At 64.6% G+C, this 16,061-nt stretch carries 11 protein-coding genes; 3 read left to right on the forward strand and 8 right to left on the reverse strand.

The window, feature by feature from the left end; all coding sequences use genetic code 11:
- Both FJ957_RS07885 and FJ957_RS07890 read right to left on the reverse strand, forming a co-directional pair.
- Window positions 1-321 (reverse strand): 2Fe-2S iron-sulfur cluster-binding protein, encoded by a 321-nt coding sequence (locus FJ957_RS07885; RefSeq protein WP_127253704.1) that lies wholly within the window; start codon window positions 319-321, stop codon window positions 1-3.
- Window positions 322-534: 213 nt separating this feature from the next.
- Window positions 535-903: an Hpt domain-containing protein gene (locus FJ957_RS07890; RefSeq protein WP_140830247.1), complete on the reverse strand. Its 369-nt coding sequence runs from the start codon at window positions 901-903 to the stop codon at window positions 535-537.
- 301 nt (window positions 904-1,204) lie between these two features.
- Here FJ957_RS07890 and FJ957_RS07895 point away from each other — a divergent pair, with 301 nt between their 5' ends.
- Entirely contained in the window at window positions 1,205-7,615 is a 6,411-nt protein-coding gene (locus FJ957_RS07895; RefSeq protein WP_140830248.1) for a kinesin, read from the forward strand.
- A 79-nt stretch (window positions 7,616-7,694) separates the two neighbouring features.
- On the opposite strand, the gene FJ957_RS07900 is transcribed toward FJ957_RS07895, so the two are convergent.
- The 4 genes from FJ957_RS07900 to FJ957_RS07915 all read right to left on the reverse strand — a co-directional run bounded on the left by FJ957_RS07900 (window position 7,695) and on the right by FJ957_RS07915 (window position 11,754).
- The gene (locus FJ957_RS07900; RefSeq protein WP_181180524.1) at window positions 7,695-8,306 is read right to left on the reverse strand and encodes an ABC-type transport auxiliary lipoprotein family protein; all 612 of its coding nucleotides are present in this window, start codon (window positions 8,304-8,306) and stop codon (window positions 7,695-7,697) included.
- A 61-nt stretch (window positions 8,307-8,367) separates the two neighbouring features.
- Entirely contained in the window at window positions 8,368-9,741 is a 1,374-nt protein-coding gene (locus FJ957_RS07905; protein ID WP_140830252.1) for an MlaD family protein, read from the reverse strand.
- A gap of 14 nt (window positions 9,742-9,755) precedes the next feature.
- Window positions 9,756-10,568 carry an ABC transporter ATP-binding protein gene (locus FJ957_RS07910; RefSeq protein ID WP_140830253.1) on the reverse strand — a complete coding sequence of 271 codons (813 nt, stop codon included), beginning with the start codon at window positions 10,566-10,568 and terminating at the stop codon, window positions 9,756-9,758.
- 1 nt (window position 10,569) lies between these two features.
- Window positions 10,570-11,754 carry an ABC transporter permease gene (locus FJ957_RS07915; RefSeq protein ID WP_140830255.1) on the reverse strand — a complete coding sequence of 395 codons (1,185 nt, stop codon included), beginning with the start codon at window positions 11,752-11,754 and terminating at the stop codon, window positions 10,570-10,572.
- Between the two features lie 77 nt (window positions 11,755-11,831).
- On the opposite strand from FJ957_RS07915, the gene dgcA reads away from it, so the two are divergent.
- Window positions 11,832-12,815 (forward strand): N-acetyl-D-Glu racemase DgcA, encoded by a 984-nt coding sequence (dgcA, locus tag FJ957_RS07920; RefSeq protein WP_140830257.1) that lies wholly within the window; start codon window positions 11,832-11,834, stop codon window positions 12,813-12,815.
- On the opposite strand, the gene FJ957_RS07925 is transcribed toward dgcA, so the two are convergent.
- Together FJ957_RS07925 and FJ957_RS07930 are read right to left on the reverse strand one after the other, a co-directional pair.
- Window positions 12,786-14,000: an MFS transporter gene (locus tag FJ957_RS07925; RefSeq protein WP_140830258.1), complete on the reverse strand. Its 1,215-nt coding sequence runs from the start codon at window positions 13,998-14,000 to the stop codon at window positions 12,786-12,788. The two genes, dgcA and FJ957_RS07925, sit on opposite strands and share 30 nt — an antisense overlap.
- Window positions 14,001-14,195: 195 nt before the next feature.
- Window positions 14,196-15,026 carry a UDP-2,3-diacylglucosamine diphosphatase gene (locus FJ957_RS07930; protein ID WP_140830260.1) on the reverse strand — a complete coding sequence of 277 codons (831 nt, stop codon included), beginning with the start codon at window positions 15,024-15,026 and terminating at the stop codon, window positions 14,196-14,198.
- Between the two features lie 122 nt (window positions 15,027-15,148).
- Here FJ957_RS07930 and FJ957_RS07935 point away from each other — a divergent pair, with 122 nt between their 5' ends.
- On the forward strand, window positions 15,149-15,928 hold the full coding sequence (locus FJ957_RS07935) for an SDR family oxidoreductase (protein ID WP_140830262.1): 780 nt from the start codon (window positions 15,149-15,151) through the stop codon (window positions 15,926-15,928).
- Window positions 15,929-16,061 lie beyond the last annotated feature (133 nt).

Genomic DNA, 16,061 nt, shown 5'->3' on the forward strand with positions numbered 1-16,061 from the left:
TTAACCCTGGCGTTCGGGGACCCGAACAATCAGCCCGTCCAGCGCGTCGCGCACCTTGATCTGGCAGGAGAGGCGCGAGTTCGGCTGGACGTCATAGGCAAAGTCCAGCATGTCCTCCTCCATCGCCTCCGGCTCGCCGACCTCTGCCGTCCATGCTTCGTCGACATAGACATGGCAGGTCGCGCAGGCACAGGCGCCGCCGCATTCGGCTTCGATGCCCGGAACCGCGTTGCGGATCGCGTTTTCCATGACCGTCGAGCCGTTTTCGGCTTCCACGTCAAATCGGGTCCCGTCATGGGCGATATATGTCAGCTTCGTCATTGAGTCACCTGAGGAGTCGCAGCCGAGATAATCACTCTACCGGACAAGTCAACTGCGGCGCGAAAGCGCCACGAAATGACGTTTTTCAGAAAGATAGCGCTAGAGCATGATGCCGAAAAGTGTGAAGCGGTTTTCGGGCGACGTCATGCTCTATCTCTTTGATCTAGAGACGGATTCTGATTTCAGGTCGATTCGACCTGAAATCATCCGGCTCTAGCGGCTGATGCCGGCGATGAAGTCGCGCACTTCCTCGATCAGCGTGCCGAGCCGCTTGAGCGCCCGGACGTCTTCCGGCTGCCTTTCGATGATCGCCGCGCAATCGGCCACCGCAAAGGCGCCGATGCCGCGCGCCGAGCCTTTCAAGCCATGCGCCAGAAGCACCCTTTGCCTAGGGTCGGCATCCGCGATCTGGTCGCGGACGGACAGCGACTGGTGCACGAACAGCGCCAGCACCTCGCGTTCGAGGTCACGGTCGCCCATCGTCTGGCGCGCCAGATGGCCGAGGTCGACCGGTCGGGCTCCGGCCGTTCCGGAGGCATCTCCCCCCGGCATGGAAAACGCAATACCACTTTCGCCACGCATACGCACTGCAACTCCATTAAGCGGGCAGACGGGCCCACGAAAATAGGCGCTTCCGGTCGCCAACGGGTTAACGATTGCCGGGGAAAAATGTTGTCACGGAGGCAGCCGGATCACGTCTCCGTTAACCTTATATTTAAAGTTTTACGTATCGCCCGGAATGCATGTTTTCTTTACCCCTGTGTGTCATTACGATACGAAGGTCCATTTTTCAGCCTCCTGCTCGGGATAGACAAGCCAGAATCGGGCCAGAATCAGGCCAAAATCATAAGTCCCGCGGCAGCTAGTACAGGGTAGCGAAGGCATGGCTAAGAAACCAACGACGACCAAGTCTCTCGAGAATGACGTAGCCGCGGAACTGGAAAAGGCGCTTGACCTTGACCTTAACGGCGACGACGGCGGCCTCGATATGGCGGCGTCGATGGAGGATCTCGAAGCACAGATTTCAGCGGCGGCCGATGAACTGGCGCGCGAAGGCCGCAGCCAGAGGACGGAGCCGGCAAATAATCCCCAGCCTGCCGCCACCCAGCCTCCCAGGGCGCCCGCGGCCAAGCCGGCCGAGTTGCGCCCGGTCGAGCCGCGTAATGGGCAGCCGTCCGGCTTTACGCCTCCCGCCGGCTTCACGCCCGCCAACGACGACCGCCAGAAAGACTATAAGACGCTGCTGCACAGCCTCAACCGCCGTGCGTCGAGCACCGTCTACTGGGTGATCGCCTTTATCTCGCTGGCCTGGATCGCCGGCGCCGGCGGCCTGGCTAACCTGTTGTTCGGTCCCGGCATCTGGAAGATCCGCACCTTCGACCAGTTCTTCGCCCGTCCCGAACTGATCGGCCTGGCGGTTGCCGCGATCGTTCCGGTCATCCTGTTCTGGGCGTTCGCCGCCATGATCCGGCGCGCGCAGGAAATGCGCATCGCCGCGCAATCCATGACCGAGGTCGCCTTCCGCCTGGCGGAGCCCGAAAACCTCGCCCAGGACCGTGTCATGATGATTGGCCAGGCCGTTCGCCGCGAGGTGGCGGCCATGGGCGAAGGCATCGAGCGCACCCTGGCCCGCGCGGTCGAGCTCGAAACGCTTGTCCACGGCGAAGTCAGCCAGATCGAACGCTCCTATTCCGAGAACGAGGCCCGCATTCGTTCGCTGGTCGATGGTCTCGGCAGCGAGCGAGAGGCGGTTGTCACGCATGCCGAGCGGGTGCGCGCCTCTATTGCCAGCGCTCACGAGACGCTGCGCGACGAGATCGGCTCGGCCAGCGATATCATCCGTGACTCCATCCTTAACGCATCGACCAAGCTGTCGATGACGATCAACAATTCCGGCGACACGCTGATCGATCGCATCAATGAAAGCTCGACGTCGATCTTCGACTCCGTGGAATCGCGCCTGGACAACATCACGGACCGTCTTTCGACCTCCGGCGAGGCTTTCGCGAGCCTCCTCGACACCCGTATCGCCAAGCTGACCGACACCACGGACGGCCTGACGCGCTCGCTGACCGACCTGCTCGACGACCGCACCAATGGCATGGTCTCGCTGCTCGGCGGCGCGGCGCGCACCTTGAGCTCGGAGTTCGAGACGAGCCTCAGCGGCATCGAACGGACGCTTGCCGAACGCGGCCAGGCGCTGATCAGCGAATTCCAGACCCGCGCCGAGGCGCTCGACACCGGCACGCAGAAGCTCAATGCCGCCCTCGAAGCGCGCGCCCGCCAGATCAACGAGACGATGGTGGAGCGCGCGAAGGAAATCGCCCACGCCTTCGCGGAGAGCAAGGACACGCTGTCGGCGATGATCGATCAGGGCAAGACCCAGATCGGCGCCGATATGGCCGACATCATCTCGTCGACCTCCTCCATGCTCGAAGCCCGCGCCACCGACTTCGCCGGGCGCATGGAAGCGGCCCGGCATGTGGTGTCGCGCTCCTTCGATTCTGACATCCAGCGGCTGGCCAATGCCCGTGTCGGCATCGAGGAAGCGGTCGAGAACCACAGCCGCGCGCTCTCGGAGAGCCGCGAACGCATGGCCACCGCCATGCAGGCAGACCTGGCGAAATTCGCCGAAGGCCGCGCGGCGATCGATTCCGCCGTCACCAACCAGGTGCAGAAGCTGGCGGAAGGCCGCGGCCTGATTTCGCGCGCGCTCGAAGAAGATCTGCGCAAGGTCAACGAGTCGCGCGCCGCTATCGATGCGTCGCTGGGCAGCCATCTGGAGCAGATCGAGGAAGGCCGCAATCGCCTGTCCCAGGCCTTGAACGAAGACTCCGGCAGGCTCGTCCAAGCCCGTACAATGATTGACGAAATGGTCGCCGGCCATGTCGGGAAACTGGCCGAGGGCCGCAACATCCTGGCGCGCGCCCTGGAGGCCGATCTCGGCAAGCTGCAGGACAGCCGCGCCTCGATCGACGGCATTGTCGCCGGTCAGGTCGAGAAGATCGCCGAAGGCCGCGCCGTGCTCGCCAAGGCGCTCGAAACCGACATCATCGGCATCAGGAACCTGATAGAGACGCACTCGAGCAAACTCGCCGAGGACCGCAGCGAACTCAGCCGCGCGCTTGAAAACGATCTGAGCGGCATCCGCGGCCTGATCGACAGCCACGCCGGCAAGCTCGCCGACGACCGCGGCCTGCTTTCGCAGACGCTGGAAGCCGACCTCGCCAAGCTGGCCGAAAGCCGCGCCTCGATCGACGGTCTTGTCGCCGGCCAGGTCGAGAAGCTCGCCGAAGGCCGCGATATCCTAAAGCGCGCCCTGGAAGCAGACCTCAACACCATCAAGGGTGCCATTGCGGGACATTCGGACAAGGTGCTGGAGGATCGCTCGCAGCTGTCGAGGGCGCTCGAAGCCGACCTGCAGGCGGTCAGCGGCGCCATCGCCGATCACCAGGACAGGCTCGCGCAGGATCGCTCGACCTTGTCGAGGGCCTTGCAGGATGACCTCCAGAACGTCAGCGGCGCCATCGCCGACCATCAGAACAGGCTCGTCCAGGACCGTTCGGTGCTGTCGAAGTCGCTCGAAGACGATCTCGCCAAGCTGGCGGAGAGCCGTTCCAGCATCGACGGTCTGGTCGCGGGCCAGGTCGAGAAGCTTGCCGAGGGCCGCGATATCCTCAAGCGCGCGCTGGAAGCAGACCTCAACACCATCCAGGGTGCGATCGTCGATCATTCGCAGAAGATCACCGACCACCGCGCCGTGCTTTCGCGTGCGCTTGATGCCGATATGGCCAATGCCAGCGGCCTCATGCAGACCCATGCCGACCAGCTCTCACAAAACCGTGCGACGCTGTCCAAGGCGCTCGAGGACGATCTTGCCAAGCTCGCCGAGAGCCGTTCCAGCATCGACGGCCTGGTGTCCGGCCAGGTCGAGAAGCTCGCCGAGGGCCGCGACATCCTCAAGCGTGCTCTGGAGGCCGACCTTGCCAAGCTCGCCGAGAGCCGCGCCTCGATCGACGGCCTCGTCGCTGGCCAGGTCGAGAAGCTTTCGGAAGGCCGCGATATCCTCACCCGCGCGCTTGAAGCCGACCTCGCCAAGCTCGCCGAAAGCCGCGCTGGCATCGACGGCCTCGTCGCTGGCCAGGTCGAAAAGCTTGCGGAAGGCCGCGACGTGCTCACGCGCGCCCTTGAAGCCGACCTCGCCAAGCTTGCCGAAAGCCGCTCCGGCATTGACGGCCTCGTCGCCGGCCAGGTCGAAAAGCTGGCCGAGGGTCGCGATATCCTCAAGCGCGCCCTCGAAGCCGATCTTCAGAAGCTGACTGAAAGCCGCTCGGAGATCGACGACGTCATCGCCGGCCATGTCGGCAAGCTGTCCGAGGGCCGCAATATGCTGGCCAAGGCCCTGGAGGACGATCTCGTCAAGCTCGCCGATGCGCGCAAGGACGTCGATCGTTCGGTGTCCGGGCATATCGACCAGATCGCCGCCAGGAGCAGCGACATCTCGGCGGCGATTGCCGCCGACGTCGAGAAGATCGAGCAGGCCTTCAACCGGCAGACCGGTATCATCGAGGAGCGTGCCGGCACCATGGAGCGCGCGCTGTCGAACGGCGTCGACAATGTCCGCGGCGTGTTGGAAAAGACCGCCGTGTTCGTGGCGGGCGCGCTGCGCGACAAGGTCATGGAAGTCACCAGTGCCCTGCATGAGCAGGCCGGCGCCGCTTTCAGCGACGCGGACCGCAAGATCGCCGAACGCGCCGAGCAGACTTCCTCCGCGCTGCTCTCCAGGGCCGAGGATATCGCCCAGGCCTTCGAGGCGGCGGACCGTCGCCTGCATGAGCGCGCCCAGGATACGTCCAACATGCTGATGGCGCGCGCCGACGATGCGTCGAACGCGCTCATGGCCCGCGCCGAGGAAACCGCCGACAAGCTTGCCACCCGCGCCGGCGAGATCGCCAGCACCTTCGACACGGCCGATCAGAAGCTGGTTGCCCGCGCCGTCGAGACGGCGCAGTCGCTGGCCGCCCGCGCCGGCGACATTCTGCGCAACTTCGAAGGCGCCGACGAACGGCTGTCGATGCGCATCACGGAATCGGCCGAAGCGCTGGCCGCCCGCGCCTCCGATCTCGGCCGCATCTTCGACAGCGCCGACCAGCAGCTCATGTCGCGCATTGCCGAGGGTTCGGAAGCGCTTTCCGCCCGCGCAGGCGAAATCGGCCGCATCTTTGACGACGCCGACAACCGCCTGGTGTCGCGCATTGCTTCGACCAGCTCGACCATCGGCGAGCATGCCGACACGATCGTCGGCGCCTTCGCCGCCACCGAGCAGCGTGTCGCAGACCGCGCTCGCCAGACCGGCCAGGAGCTTGCCGTGCATGCCCGCGAGATCGAGCAGGCGCTGGCCGGCGCCGACGAGCGGCTGGCCGCAAGCGCCTCCGCCGCGGCCGCCCGTGTCGAGGACCAGGTCGCGAGCGTGGAAAACCGCTTCGCCTATACCGCCGAGACCATGGGCCAGAAGCTCAACGAGCAGGTCTCCAGCGCCGAGGCCCAGCTCATCTCGCGCGCCAACGTCATCGCCGAGACCTTTACGGCGGTCGGCCAGCATATCGGTCAGAGCACCAACGAGGCCGCGCGCACGATCGGCGCCAACACCCGCGAGCTCAACACCATGCTGGCGGCGCGTTCGGCCGAGATGGCGAAAATCCTCGACGAGACGGCCAAGCCGCTGGTCGAGCGCTTCGCCCAGGGCGGCTCCGAACTGCAGCGCAGCATGGAAGAGGTCACCGAACGGGCGGCCGAGAAGCTGCGCAGCGAGAACACGAACCTCGTCAACGCGCTGGCCAGCCGCACGGCCGAGACCCTGTCGGCCGTCGAAGGCGCGCGTTCCTCGCTTGCCGACAGCGTGGCCGATCTCATCGGCCGCATGACGACCTCCAGCGCGCAGCTCGGCCAGTTGATCGAGCAGGCTGCCGTCAACCTCGGCCAGGTCGAGGAGCGGCTCTCCGGCAGCACGCAGAGCTTCGCCACGACCACGGAGAAGGCCGCCCAGACCTTCGCCAGCTCCGCGCGTCTCGTCGATTCCAACACGACGCGGCTCACCGATCTGTCCTCGGCAACGCTGCGTGAGGTGGCCTCGATCGCGACCAAATTCGACGAGCACAGCCGCCTGCTCTCCAGCGCCTCTAACCTGCTCAGCTCCGCGCAGAGCAATCTCGAGCACACGCTGGAGCGTCAGTCCTCGCTGGAAGACCTCGCCGTCGGCTTGGTCAAGAAGTCCGAAGACCTTGAGAAGGTGATGCGTTCCTTCGAAAACCTCGTCGGCCAGACGATGCAGACCGCGGAGGGGCGCACGATGGAATCGGCGGAAAAGATCCGCACCGCCATCGCCGAGGTCGTCGATTCGGCGACGCGTCGCTTTGCCGACGCGACCGAGGAGATGCGCCGCACCGCGGGCTCGATCAAGAGCGAGCTCGACCTGACCCGCGCCGAGCTGAAGAAGGGCGTCATCGAGATGCCGGAAGAGGCCAAGGAGTCGACCTCGGCCATCCGTCGCGCCGTCGCCGAGCAGATCAATGCGCTCAAGGAACTGTCGGATATCGTTGCGAAATCCGGCCGCAGCGGCAGCAGCGAACAGGGCGAACCGCGCGGTCTGCGGCCTGCCCCGCAGGCGCCGGCCCGCGCCGCCGAGCCGCCGCTGCGTCGCCCACCGTCCCCGCAGCCTCAGCCGCAGCCCACGGCTCGCGCCCCCCAGGCGCCGCTCGCCGAGACCACGCTGCGCGGCACGCTTGACCTCGAACGTCCTGCCGAGGCGCCGCGCCGCGACCCGAACAGCAAGACGCCGCAAGGCGGCTGGGTGCGCGACCTCCTGACCAACGCTTCGCGCGAGGAGGAGCTGCGGCCTGCAGCGCCGGTGGAAGCGCCGCGCGCGACGCCTGCCCAGCGCTCGCCGCTGCATGTCATGGAGTCGCTCAACTCGCTCTCCGTCGACATCGCCCGCGCCATCGACCATGACGCTTCGATCGAGCTCTGGAACCGCTACCGGCGCGGCGAGCGCGACGTCTTCACGCGCCGCCTCTACACGCTCAAGGGCCAGCAGACTTTTGACGAGATCCGTCGCAAGTACCAGGCAGAGGCGGAATTCCGCGCCGCGGTCGATCGCTACTGCGAGGATTTCGAGAAGCTGCTCAAGGATGTCTCGCGCAACGACCGCGACAACATCATGGCGCAGACCTATCTGACGTCCGACACCGGCAAGGTCTACACCATGCTGGCCCACGCCAGCGGCCGCCTGCACTGAAGCCGATCGGCGGACTGAAACAAAAAGGCGGGCCCCGTACCGCCTTTTTTATGTTGGAGTTTGACTGCCTGTCCGGCGCTCAGATCGTCGAATCCGTCCAGCGGACGATATCCTTGGCCGCCTGGCCGAAGGCGTTGTCCAGCGCGCCGACATAAGCGGCGTTGCCGCTGCCGGAGACCGGCGCGCTCGCGGTGAAGTTCTTCGAGGCGCGCACCTCGCCGTTGCGGTCGTTGAGGATGCGCACGAACAAGTCGACATCGGCATGCTCGCCGCCATCGACGCGCACCTCGAAGGAGCGCACCTCGACGATGATCTGGTAGTCGATCGCCAGCCCCTCGCCCGGCTTGCCGACGCCGGCAAAGCTGCCGGAGCGCTGGAAGGTTTCGGCCAGCCTCGCCTGGACGATCAGTGGCAGCCGGTCCGCCCATTGCGCGCCCTTGAGGAACTGGATCGACCGGTCGGAAGGCCTGATGACGATGTTCTGGCTGTCCAGCGCCTTGAGTGCCGACGGCTGGGCTATCAGGATCTGGCGGCGGCTGTGGGCGTGCATGTCGACCGACGGCGCCGACAATTCAAACGTGTCGAGCGGCGCCGGCTTGCCGCCCAGGGCCGCGCACCCGGCAACCGCAAGCACCAGCAACGCTGCCGCGGACGATCTCAAACTCCCCGCTACCACCCTGACCGACTTCACGCGTGATCCCCGTTGTCCCCGGATCTTACGATCATTTTCTTGGCGGTCGCGGCAGCCGAAGTCAACGCCGTGCCCTTCCATCGAACTGCCGGACCTCGCCGTCGCCGCCGGACAGAATGCGCTGCGGATTGCGGCTAAGGTCAGTCACTGCTTCCTCGATGCGGTTGATCGAGCGCCGGCTGTCCTGCACGAGCGCCTCGACATTCTGCAGGCCCTGGCCGGAGAAGCGCGACAGATTATCGACGATGGTGCCGAGGCGGGAGTTCAACGTATCGGCAACCTGCTTGAAGGATTTCAGCGTCGCCCTGGCATCGGCCATCACGCCGTCAGCCTCGCCCGAGCCGAGGATCTTGTCGACCTTGGCCAGGATGCCGTCGACGCGCACCGAGGCGTCGTTGAGCCGCTGCGCGAGCTGGCGGGCGTCCTTGATGGTCTGGTCGATATCGTCGGAGCGGTTGGCGATCTTGTCGGTCACCTTGGCGATGTCCGAGGCCGCCTTGTCGGCGCTGGCGCTGGCCTTCTGGATGTTGGCCAAAGCGGCCTTGACGTCGGCCGGATCGATGCCGTCGAGCACGCCGTTGACCTTGGCCAATGTCCCTTGCGTCTGCTTGGCGAAATCGTTGATCGAGCCGACCGCCGTGTTGACGTTGCCGATGACCGTATCGAACTGCTTCGAGGTCTCCTTCAGATTCGCCGTCACCGTATCGACATTGGCCACGATGCTCTTGATCTGGTCCTTGTCGACGGAATTGAGCAGGCCTTCGGCGGCCTTCAGCGTGCTGTCGAGTCGGCCCGAGACATTCTTTAGCTGATCCGAAAGCGAGCTCACCGCCGACAGGAACTTGTCGATCCCATCGGAGTTCTTGGCCAGCGCGTCCGAGAAGGTCTCGACATTCTTGACCGTCTGCGTCAGCGGGCCGCGAACGTCCCTGGTGAAGCCTTCGAGCTCGCTCAGCACCTTGTCGGCGCGGGTGAAGATGTTCTGGGCCGTCTGCAGAAGGTTGGTGACCGCCGACGGATTGGCGGTTATCTCGGGGATCCTGCCCTCTTTTTCCGCCTCGTCGAGCAGCTTCGCTTCCTTGGGGTCGGCGCCCCGGAGTTCGATATTGGCCTGGCCGGTCAAGCCGGCAAGGCCAATATCGGCCTGTGTCGACTTGGTGATCGGCGTCATGCGGTCGATCTCAGTGTCGGCAATGGCTACCGTCGGATTGTCAACGTCGATATACACGCGTTTGACGTCACCGACCTTGACGCCGTTGAACAGCACGAAGCTGCCGCGGCCGAGGCCCGAGGCCGAACCTGGAATGCGCACGCGCAGCATTGTCGTTTCGCCTCTGTCGCCGATCGCCGCGGTCCAATAGACGAAGGCAAAGGCCGCCAAGATCGCACCCAGCGTGAAGATGCCGACAATAATGTAGTTGGCTCTTGTTTCCATTGCTCCACTTATGGCTATGCGCGCGCCGCAAGATCAAGTTGCCGGGCGCGTTTTCCGCGGAAATAGGATTTCACCCACGGCTCCTCGCTCTTCAGCATGTCGTCGATCGTGCCTTCGACAAGCACCCTCTTCTTGCCGAGCACCGCGACGTGGTCGCAAGCGGTGAACAGCGTGTCGAGATCGTGCGTGACCATGTAGACCGTCAGATCCATCGTGTCGCGCAGCTTGACGACAAGTTCGTCGAATTCGGCCGCGCTGATCGGATCGAGGCCGGAGGTCGGCTCGTCGAGAAAGACGATGTCGGGATCGAGCGCCAACGCGCGCGCCAGTGCGGCGCGCTTGATCATGCCGCCGGAAAGCTCGGAGGGAAATTTCCGGGCCGCGTCGGCCGGCAACCCGACCAGCTCGATCTTGAGCAAGGCGAGCTCATCCATAAGCGCCCTGGGCAGGTCGAGATATTCGCGCATCGGCACCTGCACGTTTTCCAGCACTGTCAGCGCCGAAAACAGCGCGCCATGCTGGAAAAGGACGCCGAGCCGCATGTCGATGCGCAGGCGGTCGGCGTCGCTCGCCTTGTCGACATCGACGCCGAACAGGCTGATCGTCCCCGATTGCTTCGGCATCAGCCCCAATATGGTGCGCAACAGCACCGATTTGCCGGCGCCCGAAGCGCCGACAAAGCCAAGGATCTCCCCGCGCTTGATGTCGAGCGAGAGCTTGTCGAGGATCAGCTTGTCGTCGATGGCCACGGTGACGTCGCGCACCGAAAGCACGATTTCGTCGTCGTTGGTATCCTGCGCTGCCGCTGCGCCGTTGCCGTTCGCCATCTCAGAACCCGATCGCTGCGTAGAACATGGCGAAAAGCCCGTCGAGGATGATGACGACGAAGATCGACTTCACCACCGATGCGGTCACGTGCAGGCCGAGCGATTCGGCGCTGCCGCCGACCTTCATGCCCTCGACCGAGGCAATGATGCCGATGATCAGGGCCATGAACGGCGCCTTGATCAGGCCGGCAAAGATGGTGCTGAGATCGATGGCGACGCGCAGCCTGTCGATGAACGCGGCCGGTGGGATATCGGAATAGAGCCAGGCGGCGACGATGCCGCCGGCAAGCGCGGCGAAATTGGCGATGATGGTGAGGCACGGCAGCCCGATCACCAACGCGACGAGCCGCGGAAAGACCAGCACGCCGATCGGATTGAGGCCGATCACCTTCAGCGCGTCGACTTCCTCGCGCATCTTCATCGAGCCGATCTCGGCGGTGATGGCGCTGCCTGAACGTCCCGCGAGCATGATCGCCGTCATCAGCACGCCGAGCTCGCGCAGGATCAGCACCCCGACCAGGTCGACGACGAAGATGTTGGCGCCGAAATAGCTGAGCTGGTAGGCGCCCTGCTGGGCGACGATGGCGCCGACGATGGCCGACATCAGCACCACCACCGGTATTGCGCCGACGCCCATGCGATCGATCTGGTTGAAGATCGCGGCCAGGTTGACCGCGTGGCCGCGGCCAAGCTTCATCTGCGCGCCGCGGATCGTGGCGCCGAGGATGTTCATCGATGCGAAGAAATCGTCACGCATCTCATAGACCCGCCGGCCAACCAGCTCCAGCGCGCGCAGGATGACATTGGGCGGCCCGGACGGCCCCGATTCGGGCTCCCGGCGAACCGCATCGCCGACCGCGCCGAGCAGGATCGAGGCGATCTCGCTCTGCCCCTGCAAATGGACCTCGACGCCTTTCTTCTCGAAGGCGCTGGCCAGCCGGTCGATAAGCCAGGCGCCGGCGGTGTCCATCTTTTCGATGTGGGAAAGGTCGAGCATCAGCTGCTTTGCGCCGCTTGTCCCCTCGATCTTGCGCATGTCGGCGTCGACCAGCGCCACGGTGCGCGTCGTCCACACACCGGAAAAGGCGCAGCCCAGCACGCCCCCCTCCTCGCCCACGGCAACGCGTGGCCGATGCTCGGCGTCCTTGGCCTCGCCGCTTGCTTCGCGTTTGCGGATGGTCAACATGGCGTCCTGTTTAGCGTGACCGGACTGGCGTGTCGATTTGCCGGCAGACTGGTGTCGCATAGCCGGAGAAGAAAATTATGGCGCGTGTCATTTCGGTTGAGGCGGAGCGGTTTCCGATTGCCGGCACCTTCACCATCTCGCGCGGATCCAAAACCGAGGCCGAAGTCATCACCGTAACGATCGATGACGGGGGACGTTCCGGCCGTGGCGAGTGCGTGCCTTACAAACGCTATGGCGAAACCATGGAGGAAGTGCGCGCGGCCATCGAAGCCATGTGTGATCGGATCGTCGCCGGCATCGATCGGACCGCCCTGCTTGCGGCCATGTCCGCGGGCGCCGCGCGAAACGCCATCGACTGCGCGTTATGGGACTTGGAAGCCAAGCTCACCGGCACGCCGGTGGCGGTGGCGATCGGGGCCGTTCCGACCAGGCCGCTGGAAACCGCCTACACCCTGTCGCTCGCCACACCGGAGGCCATAGCCGCGCAGGCGCGCGCCAACGCCACGCGGCCCTTGCTGAAGGTCAAGATCGGCGGCGACAACGACATGGCCAGAATCCGCGCGGTGACGGAAGCCGCTCCCGAAAGCCGCATCATCCTGGATGCCAATGAGGGTTGGACCGACGAAAATGTCGAGGCGAACCTCGCTTTCGCCGCGCAACACGGCGTCACGCTGGTCGAGCAGCCGCTGCCGGCGGGCAAGGACGACATCCTGCGCCGGATCGCGCATCCGGTGCCGGTCTGCGCCGACGAAAGCGTTCATGCGGCGAAAGACCTCGATGCGCTGGTCGGCCTCTACGACGCCGTCAACATCAAGCTCGACAAATCCGGCGGCCTGACGGAGGCGTTGAAGCTGCGCGACCGCGCGCGCGACCTTGGCTTCGGCATCATGGTGGGTTGCATGGTCGGCACCTCGCTCGCCATGGCGCCGGCGGTGCTCCTGGCGCAGGACGCGGACTTCGTCGACCTCGACGGCCCGCTGCTGCTTGCGCGCGACCGCGAGCCCGGCCTTGTCTACCGGGGATCGCTGGTTTCACCCCCTGAGCGGGTGCTTTGGGGCTGAGCGGGAAGCGAGGCCTATCAGCACCATGCCGATGATCGCGATCGGGATCATCGCCAGGAAACCGTCGACGCCAAGCCGCTCATAAAGGGGGCCGGAAGCCAGCGTCACTGCCGCCATGAAGAAGCCGTTGAAGAAATAGGCGATGCCTTGCGCAGCACCCGTGCGCTCTTCGGAGATTGTCTCGCCGATCATCTTCTGCAGGCCGATCAACACCATCGCCACCGACACCGAATGCAGCGTCTGAACAACGAAGAAGCCGGCGACGCCCAGGCCGAGCGGCCAGACCAGCGGAAAGGCGATCCAGCGCACGATCGAACCGATACCGGCGATCACCATCACCCTGACGACCGAGATGGACGCAAAAATACGGTTGAAAAACAGGAACATGCAAACTTCGGAGACCACGCCCCAAGCCCATAGCAGGCCAACGACGGAATCGCCGATGCCGATCGATTTCCAATAGATCGAGACGAAGCCGTAGAGGAAGGCGTGACTGGCGGTGATGATGCCGACACCGAGCGTGAAATAAAGGAAATAGGCGTTGAACAGGCTCGGCGCCTTATGCTGGATCTCGGTCGCCGAAAGCGGCGAGGCCTTGCGCGGTCGCCCCATGCGCGGTGCCGCCACTGCCGCGACCAGGGCCGCGCCGAGCGCGATGAAGATGATGGCCGGAACCGCCTGCGGACCGGTGGCCGCCAGGATGAAGCCGCCCACGACATTGGCGCCGAGGTAGGAGATCGAACCCCATTTGCGCATCGCCGTGTAGTTCGAGCCGAAGCGGCGCACGCCCGACAGCGCCAGCGAATCGGCCATCGGCGAATGCGGCGTCCAGACGATCGTCAGCAAAAGCGACACGGCAAGCACGATCGCATAGGTGGCCGGCAGGAAGTAACCGGCGGAGACGACCATCGAGCCGGCGACTAACGCGATATAGACATTGGCGCGGTCATTCGCGCGGTCGGCGAACGCGGTCAGCATCGGCGTCGTCACGACACGCAGGAACATTGGCGCCGCCAGGATGACCGCGATCTGCTCGGCATGAAAACCTTTCGCCTGCAGCCAGAGCGGAAAGTAAGGCAGATGCGTGCCTTGCGACACGAACAGGGTCGCGAAGATCAGGCTCATGCGCAGTTCGAAATGGCTGGGCTTGACAAGCTGTTCGGGCGATAGCGGCGGCAGCGGCATGAATCGATCCAATTTCGCTGCATTCAACTCCATGCAACGTGTCTCGATCCCTAACATGAGGCAAAGCGCGGCGGAACTGCCTAGATCAATCGATCAAGAGCAAAGCTGTTGACGAGCGAGGCCCCTGAGCGGGCGCCCCGCGCCCTGTGTCGGCGCGACCAGGGAAGCAGCGGAAGCGGGAACAGGCCGCTGCATTCAAGCCGCCTGAGCCGCCCTGCCCTTCAGGTCGATGATGTCGACCGGCACCAGCGCGTCGCTGCCTGCCGTGGTTTCAGGAAGCACATGCGCCCAGGTCAGGATCTCCATGCGGCCATCGAAATGCTCGACCACCGCCGTGCAGCTTTCCACCCAGTCGCCGGTGTTGATGTATTGCACGTTGCCATAGCTTTCGATCGCGGCGTGATGGATGTGGCCGCAGATCACACCGTCGACATGCGAGCGCCGCGCTTCTTCCGAAAGCACGGTCTGGAACGAGCCGATGAAGTTCACCGCCTTCTTGACCTTGACCTTGGCCCAGGACGAGAACGACCAGTAAGGCAGGCCGAGCAGGTGGCGCAGCTTGGTCACGACGCGGTTGATCACCATCGCCGTGTCATAGGCATAGTCGCCGAGATAGGCGAGCCAGCGCTGATTGTGCACCACCGTGTCGAACTGGTCGCCATGAATGACCAGCAGGCGCCGGCCGTCGGCGGTCTCGTGGATGGCACGGTCGGCAACGACGATGCCGCCGAAATGCACGCCCTGGAACTGGCGGGCGAATTCGTCGTGATTGCCGGCGATATAGGTGATCGAAGCGCCCTTGCGCGCCTTGCGCAGCAGCTTCTGCACCACGTCGTTGTGACTCTGCGGCCAGTGCCAGCTGCGCCGCAGCCGCCAGCCGTCGACGATATCGCCGACCAGATAGATGATCTCGGCGTCATGATAGCGCAGGAAGTCGATCAGGAAATCGGCCTTGGCCGCTTTCGAGCCGAGATGCACATCGGAAATGAACAAGGCGCGGAAAGTGCGGGGCTCTGGGTCCGACATCACGATTTTACCCTTTGCTTTCGCGTGCCTATGCCCCGATTCATGCAACAACCGTATGACGGTTGCGGTTGGTCCAGCCCAGGCGCTAGCTTGCGCGACCAAAGCACCAGGAGAAAATCACCATGGATCTCGGTATTCGCGGCAAGAAGGCCATCGTCTGCGCCTCGAGCAAGGGACTGGGGCGCGGCTGCGCGATGGCGCTTGCCGAAGCCGGCGTCGACCTCGTCGTCAACGGTCGCAACGCCGAACTGGTGGCCAAGACCGCCAAGGACATCCGCGACCGGTTCGGCGTCAAGGTCATCGAAGTTGCCGGCGACGTGTCGAAGCCCGAGGTGCAAAAAGCGATACTCGCCGCCTGCCCGGACCCCGACATCCTGGTCAACAACAATGGCGGCCCGCCGCTGCGCGATTTTCGCGAGCTCGACCGCGCAAAGATCCTCGAGGGCGTTACGCAGAACATGGTCACGCCGATCGAACTCGTCCAGGCGGTGATCGGCGGCATGGCCAAGCGTGGCTTCGGCCGCATCGTCAATATCACCTCGCTGTCGGTCTATGTTCCAATCCCCGGTCTCGACCTGTCGTCCGGCGCGCGCGCCGGTCTGACCTCGTTCCTGGCCGGCGTGGCGCGCACGGTCATCGACCGCAACGTCACCATCAACAGCCTGCTGCCCGGCAAGCTCGATACCGACCGGCTGCGCGGCCCGCATGAGGCCGGCACCGAGGAAGACCCGGCCGCGGCCGCCGCGCGCAAGGCCCGCATCAGCGCCGACGTGCCGGCAAAACGTCTCGGCACGCCGGAGGAATTCGGTCAGATCTGCGCCTTCCTCTGCTCTGTCCATGCCGGCTACCTCACCGGCCAGAACATCCCGGTCGACGGCGGTCTCTACGTCAGTGCGTTTTGACCACCGCCAATCCAATACGCCTGAGGCTTCCGAGCCAACCGTCTGGAATCGGTTGATTATTTTCGCTCCGGCATTGTGAAGGCCGGGGTCCGCGATTTGCCGTCGCGAAGTCTCGTCGGCACATGCTAAAAGG

Origin of the sequence: Mesorhizobium sp. B2-4-6 (assembly GCF_006442775.1) — a bacterium.
GTDB lineage: Bacteria > Pseudomonadota > Alphaproteobacteria > Rhizobiales > Rhizobiaceae > Mesorhizobium.